This window comes from Halomonas sp. BC2 (assembly GCF_002078115.1).
GTDB classification, from domain to species: Bacteria; Pseudomonadota; Gammaproteobacteria; order Pseudomonadales; family Halomonadaceae; genus Vreelandella; species Vreelandella stevensii.
In genome coordinates this window covers 1-8,027 of the sequence record NZ_LFGT01000027.1, presented here as the reverse complement: position 1 = coordinate 8,027, position 8,027 = coordinate 1, and the positions used below count along the sequence as shown (strand labels likewise).

The window sequence follows — 8,027 nt, the reverse complement described above, 5'->3', positions numbered from 1 at the left end:
GCACGAATGCGATAGTGCGTTCCCCAGGGTTTCTCCTCGGCCACGACGATGATGGGCTTGTCGAACGTCACGGAGCTGGCGCTACATTTGTCGGGCCTTGATCCATATCGCGCCTCGCGCCGGTAAAGTAGATCAAGATTAGCATGCCCCACGTACGACCACGCAGATAGCCGAACTTATCGTCTAGAATAAAGTCGTTAGGATAAGGCCAATACATTGATGAGCGATGCGCAGGAGGCAACGATGAGCGTGGTTGACGTCACCAGGGAAGAACTACACGAGAAGCTTGCGAAGTGCATTGCTGGGGAGCGGGTGCTGATCGAACAGGACGGTAATCGGTTCAGCGCGCGCATACAGCACGTGGGTATGACGGGGGTAAAAGTGATCCCGGAGACCTTCATCAAGAACAGCACCGGTGACCCCGGGGATATAGATGGTGTCACCGTGCCCTACGATGATATCTGGGAGCTCGAGGTCAAGGGCGTGGTATTCAGCTGCAAAGCGTAGCGAGCCCGTTCAGCGTCATTCCCTTTTCGCTGGCATGAAACACAACGCCCGCCACCAACGCCCGCCGTAGTGGCGGGCGTTGTGCTTGTCGCTATCTGACACGGGCTCGATCTGCTCCGGTTCGATCACTTTGCCTTCGATCAAGCGGTCACCCGATCAATAGCTGAGGCAGATTTTACCGAAGTGCTTGCCAGACTCCTGATGACGAAACGCGTCCGCGATATCGGCCAGCGCAAACTCCCGGTCGATCACCGGCTTCAGATTGGCTGCCTCGATCGCCTTGATCATCTCCATCTGATGGCGGCGGCTGCCCACGATCAGCCCCTGCAAACGTGCCTGCTTGGCCATCAGCTTTGCCGTGGGCACCTCGCCTTCACGGCCGGTCAGCACGCCGATCAGCGAAATGTGCCCGCCGATTTTCACGGCGTCGATGGATTGCGGCAAGGTGCCCGGCCCACCGACTTCTACCACGTGATCGACCCCTTCACCGTGGGTCAACTCCAGCACGCGCTTGCCCCACTCCGGCGTGTCACGGTAGTTGATGGTGTGCTCGGCGCCCAGTTCACGCAGGCGCTCCAGCTTGGCATCGGACGACGAGGTGGCGATGACCCGAGCGCCCATCAGCCTGGCAAACTGTAGAGCAAAGATGGAGACGCCACCGGTGCCCAGCACCAGCACGCTATCGCCCGCTTTCAGCCCGCCGTCTACCACCAGTGAGCGCCAGGCGGTCAACCCCGCCGTGGTCAGCGTGGCGGACTCGGCATGACTGTAACCCTTCGGCTGGTGGGTGAACCAGTTGGCCGGGCGCACCACCTGCTCACGGGCATAGCCATCGACGCCGTCGCCGGGTGTGGTGGCAAAATCGCCCACCCGTGCGGGGCCTTCCAGCCAATCGGGGAAGAACGTCGAGACCACTGCATCACCGACGGCAAACTCCTCTACTCCCTCGCCCACGGCCTCCACGACCCCGGCCCCATCCGACATGGGGATACGGCCATCAGCGGCAGGAATCATCCCCGCCACCACGGCATAGTCATGGAAGTTCAGCGAGCTGGCGTGCAGGCGCACCTTGATCTCGCCGGGGCCGGGCTCGCCGGGCGCAGCGAGGTCGACGACATCGAGGTGGTCCAGCCCACCGGGGGCGCGTAGCTGTATGGCTTGCATCACTATCTCCTTTGCATGCGCCAAAAATAGGCGACCGGTCTAGTATTGACTCTCTACGGCTACATGGGGGTCGCCTGTTCAGAATCAAGGTCATTGCCCAAAAAACCGCCCGACTGGCGCTGCCACAGGCCGGCGTAAATACCGTTGCGAGCCAGCAGTTCCTGATGGGTGCCGCTTTCTACCAAGCGGCCTTCATCCACCACGATCAAGCGATCCAGCATGGCAATGGTCGAAAGCCGATGGGCAATGGCGATGCGCTGACGCTGGCCCCCGGAGAGCTTGACGCCCCGCTTGCCCACATGGGCATCCAGGCTCCGGCGCCCCGGCGGGTCGACCAGATCATGAACGAACGTATCGGCATGGGCGCGGCACACCGCCTGCCGCACAATGAGTTCGGCGAATACCGCCAGGGCCATCAGGGCCAGCAGGGTCGCCACGCCCGATTGCCACAGGTAGCGGCCCAACAACCGGCGGGTCATGCCCTGGAAACGCGAGCCAATGGCACTGCCCAGCACCCACAGCATCAGGTTCATGCCCCACTGGGGCAGCGCCAGGCTGGCCAGGTCAAGCCCCGACAGCAGGGCGGCCATGAGCAAGGGAGTCAGCAGCGCCGAGCTGGGGATGCGCACCCAGCGACACGGCCAGCGCTCTGACACTTGCTGCACTGAAACGACTTCCCTTCACGCGCCCCTCCCTGAAACGTGACCTACTCAAGCACCGGCGACTGGCCGCCGACACCCGCGCATGTCGTTACCCTGCTAATGGATAGCCTAGTGTACACGATATCGGCGGCTAGTCTTCGTCGTCATCACCGCGCAGGCGCGCCAGGCGTTCGGCTTCTTCTTCCTTGGCGTCGTCGATGACTTCCATCAGCTCTGCCACGTTGGCAATGTGGCTGTCGAACTCGAAGTGGCCGGTCAGCTGGCTTTCGGGGTGCAGCTCGCCGGACTCATAGAGCGCCCACATCTCCTTGCCGTAGTGGGTGTCCAGCAGCTCCGGGGCAAAGCGGCCAAAATAGGCGCGCATGTTGTTGACGTCGCGCTCGAGCATGGCGGCGGCGCTGTTGTTACCTGCGGCATCCACCGCCTGGGGCAGGTCGATGATGACCGGGCCGTCGGCATCCACCAGCACGTTGAACTCGGATAAATCGCCGTGGATGAGACCGGCACACAGCATACGCACCACGTCCTGGATCACTTTGGCGTGATAGCGCAGCGCCTGCTCGTGGGTCAGGGTGACATCGTCAAGGCGCGGGGCCACGTCGCCTGCGGCGTCGGTGATCATCTCCATCAGCAGCACGCCATCCACGAAGCCATAGGGCTTGGGAACACGCACGTCGGCAGCGGCCAGCCGATACAGTGCGTCCACCTCGGCGGTGAGCCACGCCTGCTCCTGCTCTTTCTGACCGTAGCGGGTCTTCTTGGCCATGGCTCGCGCGCGGCGGCTATTGCGCTCCTTGCGCCCTTCCTGATACTGCACCGCCTGCTTGAAGCTGCGCTGCTTGGCCTCCTTGAAGACCTTGGCGCAGCGCGTCTCGTCACCACAGCGTACGACGTACACCTGCGCTTCCTTGCCGCTCATCAACTGCATCAGCACCTCATCGATCAGGCCATCGTCGACCAGGGGCTGTAATCGTTTGGGTGTTTTCATGGCTTGCTGCGCTGATCCTGTTAGTGACGAATGCGGCGCACTCGGAAAGCACGCCCCTTGAGTTTATCCCGCTCCAGCTTGGCCTGGGCGCGTTGAACGGCACCGCGCTCCACCGCCACGTAAGCGCTGCGGGCCAGTACCTTGATCTTGCCCACCTGATCCCCCCGCAGGCCGCCTTCACTGGTCAAGGCGCCCAGAATGTCGCCGGGGCGCAGCTTGTCTTTCTTGCCACCTGCCAACTGTAGCGTGGCCATGGGTGGCTCGAACGGAGTGCTGTCGGACGCCTTGGGCAGCGGCTCGGGGGTCAGCGGCTCGCCCAGCAGCACCGCAAGGCGTTCGAGGCGATACTGCTCCTGCGGGGTCACCAGCGTGCAGGCGATACCGCTGGCACCGGCACGCCCGATGCGCCCGACCCGGTGAACATGAACCTCCAGCTCGCGGGCGATCTGGTAGTTGAAGACGGCATCCAGCTGGGCGATGTCCAGCCCACGGGCGGCCACGTCCGTGGCAACCAGAATCGACGCACTCTGGTTGGCGAACAGCACCAGCAGCCGATCACGATCCTTCTGCTCCAGGTCGCCGTGCAGGGCCACCGCACTGAAACCCGCATCGACCAGACTGTCGGCCACCGCCTGGGTTTCGCGCTTGGTGTTGCAGAACACCACGCTGGTGGTGGGACGGGTGGCCAGCAGCAGCTGTTTCAGCGCCGCAAAGCGTGCGTCGTCGTTGGCCACGGCGTAGAAGTGCTGCTCGATGGTGGTGGCATCGTGGGTCTCTTCCACCTTGACGCTGACCGGGTCGCGCATGACGCCCCGTGTCATGATGGCCAAACCTTCGGTCGACTGCTCGTCCGGGAAGGTGGCGCTGAACAGCAGCGTCTGGCGGTCGGCAGGCGTGTCGGCAATGATGTCGTCGATGGTGGCTTGAAAGCCCATATCGAGCATGCGGTCGGCTTCGTCCAGCACCAGGGTCGTCAAAGACCCCAGCGTCAGCGAGCCTCTGCGCAAGTGCTCGTCAATGCGCCCCGGCGTGCCCACCACGATATGCGCACCGTGCTCCAGGGAGGCCAGTTGCGGGCCAAAGGCCGCGCCACCACACAGCGTCAGCACTTTCACGTTGGCCATGCCGCGCGCCAGACGGCGCAGCTCTTCGGCTACCTGGTCTGCCAGCTCCCGGGTCGGGCACAGCACCAGCCCCTGCACGCTGAACGCATCCACCCGGAGCTGAGAGAGCAGCGCCAGGCCAAACGCGGCGGTCTTGCCCGAGCCGGTCTTGGCCTGGGCCATCACGTCGCGGCCCGCCAGCATGGGCGGCAGGCTCTGCGCCTGAACCGGCGTCATCTGGTGATAGCCAAGGGAGTCCAGCGTAGCAAGCAGCGCAGGCGACAGCGCAAGAGATGCAAAAGAGGTATCTGACACAAGAAATTCCTGAAGGGGCATAAGGCCTAGCGATTCGATAATATGAAGCACCATACCAGAAAGCGCCCTGCCCTGCCTGACTGGGAGCAGGCCGCCCTTGGCATGGCGTCAGGCTTTGTACGAAAAGTCGGCGAGCGATGGCCAGACAAGGCAAAAATCGGCGAAAAGACGGAGTTTACAAGGTGTAAATGAGTACTTTGATCGGACTCGCGCACGAGCCGATTTTTAACGCCGTATGGGCGAGCGTAGGCAGTTTTCGTACAAAGCCTAGGCGGAGAGCGCCGCGAATTGCCCTTGGCTCAAGGCCGCCAGGTCATCGGGGGAGAGCTCGATCTCCAGCCCGCGGCGCCCGGCACTGACATACAGCGTGGGCCACGCCTTTGCAGAGGCATCGATGAAGGTGGGTAAACGCTTTTTCTGGCCCAGCGGGCTGACGCCGCCCAGCACGTAACCGGTGCTGCGCTCCACTGCTTCCGGCGCTGCCATCGCCGCCTTCTTGGCCCCTGCGGCCTTGGCAATCTGCTTCAGCCCCAGCTGGCAATCGACCGGTACGATCCCCACGGCCAGCTGCTTGCCATCCAGGCTGACCACCAGCGTCTTGAACACTTGTGCCGGTGAAACACCCAGCTTTTCGGCGGCTTCCAGGCCATAGGACGTGGCCGCTGCATCATGTGGATAGTCGTGTACCTGAAAGGCAATGCCTGCTTGCCGTGCACTATTGATGGCCGGGGTCATGGAAGTCTCGTGAGTTGAACGTGGCGGTGGACATCTCATCGTCTACTGCCAAACTTAATAGCGTGCCAACGCTTTGGAAGTCAACCGACAGAAAGGAGTCTGACCATGAAGGCCACCTCAAAAGCACAGCAAAAGGCGGCGGGCGCTGCCCTTTCCGCCAAACGCGGGGAAAGCAAACCCGGTGGGCTCTATGGCGCATCGAAAGAGATGTACGACGACATGAGTGAAGCCGAGCTGGAAGAGATGGCGGGCACGCCACGCAAGGGGAAGCCACAAAAGCGCGAAGAGTGAGTACCGCGCCAGCTCGAAGGCTGGCGCGAGGCTTTAGGTGCTTTCGCTCAGGGGCAAGGCACCACGCGACGCAGGGTATCCTTGGCCCATAGCGTCTGGCCATCCGGCGTGCGGCCATGCTCGTTCCAGCGCTCGGTGGTTTCCAGGCAGTAGGAGCCGGCATCTTCCGTGCGCGGGTCAGCGCTGACGGGGCGCTCACCACCGATACGCATGACGTCCGGGTTATCCGTGGTGTAACGGGGGGCAACGGTATTACTGGCACAGCCAACCACCAGGACGGTAGCCAGCAGTACGGGCAAACAGCGGCGCAATGGCATGTTTTTACAACCCTCACAAGCAGTGATAAACCGACACCAGTTGTCGGTAGCGCTAAATACCACTCGCCCAGCGCCACCGTCAATCTTTTTTGATGCGGGCTCAGGTCACCAGTGTAATGCTCATGACCGGGCGCAAATTACGCTGCTTGCAGTGCTGCTCGACGCTTTCCACGATCTCTTCGGCGTCATCGATCTGCTGCTTGTCCAGTTGGATATCCACCATCAGGAAACTGCCCACCTGGGCCAGGCGCACATCGTCGTCGGCAATATCGAAATCCGCCACTTCCTGAATCACTTCCTGACGAACGCTGCCCACGGGCTCACCGAACATCAGTTCACGCAAGGCATCCTTGACCATGCGAATCGGCATGGGCAAGAAATAGCCCGCGATAATCAGCACCATGACCGGGTCGGCGAACCGTGCCAGATGCGCCCAGGGCGTCAACGTCAGCCCCCAGGTCAGCACGAACCCCAGCATCACGGCGGCACTCAGCCAGGTATCCATCTGCCACTGACGAAGCTCGGCATTCAATAGCGAAGACTTGGCAACCCGCGCATGACGCGCCAGCCACCACCACGTCACCAGACACCCCGTGACGTTGACCACACCAAAGATCAGAGCCAGGTCCAGGGTCACCAGGCGGCCTCCCTGAACCAGGCTCCACAGCGCCGAGACCAGCGAAAACAGGCAGACCAGGGCATTCACCACGCCTTTGAGCAGCACTGCCAACGGCTCTACCGTTAGCCGCCCAAAGGGGTAGTGATCATCAGCGGGCTTGCGCGCCTGCTGAAGGGCAAACAGCGACAGCGAGGCCAGCACTAAACTTAATAGCGAATAGCCGCTGTCGAAGAGTATCGTGATCGAGCCACTGGCCAGGCCGAGCGCCAGGCCGGTAAACGCGAACAGACTGGCAGAAATGGCGGAAAATCTGAGCGCACGGCGCTCTGCGATGAAGGGGGTCACGCGAATTGCTCCATGAAAAGTAGGGATAGCGCGGGGTATCATAGGGAGACCTGCCACGTTAAACCAATCGCTCAGCGCCAATATTATTGGCACCCAGGAAGGCAACATCATGCGCGCAGAACAGGTGGAAGCGTTTATCGAAGTGACCGAACACGGCTCCTTTGCGGCGGCGGCTCGGCATACCGGCATGAAACGCAGCACGCTCAGTGCGGCCGTGAACGCCCTGGAAGATAGCCTGGGGGTGGCGCTGTTCGAACGCTCGGGCAACAGCCTGCAGCTCACGGCGGTGGGCGAAAGCGTGCTGCCGGACTGCTACCGCCTGCTGACCAGTGCCAGCCGGATCAAGAAGCATTGCCAGCAGCATTTGCAAGGCGTCGAGAGCCAGCTGTGCATTGCCCGCGACGATGCGCTGCCCGAAGCCTTCTGGCGTCAGGTCATGCACGAACTGAAGCAGCGCTACCCGCTGACCGCCATTTCGGTGTACCTGCTGCCCCCGCAAGAGCACCCGCAGTTCGTGGTGCGCCAAACCGTGGACATCGCTTTCGGCCTGTATACCGCCGAGGGCACCACGGTGAAGGCCAATCACTTGGCACCGGTCAGCATGAGTCTGGTGGCCGCTCCCGATCACCCGCTCAGCCGCCTGCCCAGCGTCACCCGAGATGATCTGGCCCAGTACACGCAGGTGTGCCTGACCTTCGACCAGGGCGACAGGCTGGTCAGCGAAGCGCTGTTTTCGACCAACTACCTGGGGTTGACGATGTTCGAGGTGATCCGTGATGCGGCGATCAACGGCACCGGCTGGGCACTCCTGCCCTACCCGTTGGTCAAAGAAGCATTGGCCAGCGGCCAGCTCTGCGCGCTCAATCATGACCTGGCGCTGGAGAGCCACTACTACCGCTACGTGGAGGGAGAAAGCCTTGGCGTGGTAGCCACCGCGCTATTGACCAGCGTTACGCGTTTTCTGAGCGCGACCGAGTTATA

The 8,027-nt window shown here is 62.1% G+C and carries 10 protein-coding genes; 3 read left to right on the top strand and 7 right to left on the bottom strand.

From position 1 onward, the window contains the following. Window positions 1–243: 243 nt before the first annotated feature. Entirely contained in the window at window positions 244–507 is a 264-nt protein-coding gene (locus B7L71_RS15585; RefSeq protein WP_016916399.1) for a hypothetical protein, read from the top strand. Between the two features lie 156 nt (window positions 508–663). Here B7L71_RS15585 and B7L71_RS15580 read toward each other — a convergent pair whose 3' ends face one another. The 5 genes from B7L71_RS15580 to ybaK form a co-directional block, all read right to left on the bottom strand. Beyond that, window positions 664–1,671, bottom strand: coding sequence for a zinc-dependent alcohol dehydrogenase family protein (locus B7L71_RS15580; RefSeq protein ID WP_016916398.1), 1,008 nt, complete (start codon window positions 1,669–1,671; stop codon window positions 664–666). A gap of 59 nt (window positions 1,672–1,730) precedes the next feature. Further along, window positions 1,731–2,300: an AbrB family transcriptional regulator gene (locus B7L71_RS17920; RefSeq protein WP_283160418.1), complete on the bottom strand. Its 570-nt coding sequence runs from the start codon at window positions 2,298–2,300 to the stop codon at window positions 1,731–1,733. A 163-nt stretch (window positions 2,301–2,463) separates the two neighbouring features. Continuing rightward, window positions 2,464–3,321, bottom strand: a complete 858-nt coding sequence (locus B7L71_RS15570) for a PA4780 family RIO1-like protein kinase (RefSeq protein ID WP_081139037.1) — start codon at window positions 3,319–3,321, stop codon at window positions 2,464–2,466. Window positions 3,322–3,341: 20 nt separating this feature from the next. Next, window positions 3,342–4,739, bottom strand: coding sequence for an ATP-dependent RNA helicase DbpA (dbpA, locus tag B7L71_RS15565; protein ID WP_081139036.1), 1,398 nt, complete (start codon window positions 4,737–4,739; stop codon window positions 3,342–3,344). 267 nt (window positions 4,740–5,006) lie between these two features. Then, window positions 5,007–5,474, bottom strand: coding sequence for a Cys-tRNA(Pro) deacylase (gene ybaK / locus B7L71_RS15560; RefSeq protein ID WP_081139034.1), 468 nt, complete (start codon window positions 5,472–5,474; stop codon window positions 5,007–5,009). A gap of 105 nt (window positions 5,475–5,579) precedes the next feature. Here ybaK and B7L71_RS15555 point away from each other — a divergent pair, with 105 nt between their 5' ends. After that, entirely contained in the window at window positions 5,580–5,765 is a 186-nt protein-coding gene (locus B7L71_RS15555; RefSeq protein ID WP_081139033.1) for a DUF3008 family protein, read from the top strand. Window positions 5,766–5,812: 47 nt separating this feature from the next. On the opposite strand, the gene B7L71_RS15550 is transcribed toward B7L71_RS15555, so the two are convergent. After that, window positions 5,813–6,082, bottom strand: coding sequence for a hypothetical protein (locus B7L71_RS15550; RefSeq protein ID WP_081139031.1), 270 nt, complete (start codon window positions 6,080–6,082; stop codon window positions 5,813–5,815). Between the two features lie 100 nt (window positions 6,083–6,182). Then, the gene (locus B7L71_RS15545) at window positions 6,183–7,046 is read right to left on the bottom strand and encodes a cation diffusion facilitator family transporter (protein WP_081139030.1); all 864 of its coding nucleotides are present in this window, start codon (window positions 7,044–7,046) and stop codon (window positions 6,183–6,185) included. Between the two features lie 109 nt (window positions 7,047–7,155). Between B7L71_RS15545 and B7L71_RS15540 the strand changes: the two genes are divergently transcribed. Continuing rightward, the coding region (locus B7L71_RS15540; protein ID WP_139790153.1) for a LysR family transcriptional regulator at window positions 7,156–8,027 on the top strand (872 nt) is incomplete at its 3' end.

Coding starts and splice junctions, on each gene's coding strand:
- B7L71_RS15585 (WP_016916399.1), top strand. CDS start 244: ATGAGCGTGGTTGACGTCACCAGGGAAGAACTACACGAGAAGCTTGCG.
- B7L71_RS15580 (WP_016916398.1), bottom strand. CDS start 1,671: ATGCAAGCCATACAGCTACGCGCCCCCGGTGGGCTGGACCACCTCGAT.
- B7L71_RS15570 (WP_081139037.1), bottom strand. CDS start 3,321: ATGAAAACACCCAAACGATTACAGCCCCTGGTCGACGATGGCCTGATC.
- ybaK (WP_081139034.1), bottom strand. CDS start 5,474: ATGACCCCGGCCATCAATAGTGCACGGCAAGCAGGCATTGCCTTTCAG.
- B7L71_RS15555 (WP_081139033.1), top strand. CDS start 5,580: ATGAAGGCCACCTCAAAAGCACAGCAAAAGGCGGCGGGCGCTGCCCTT.
- B7L71_RS15550 (WP_081139031.1), bottom strand. CDS start 6,082: ATGCCATTGCGCCGCTGTTTGCCCGTACTGCTGGCTACCGTCCTGGTG.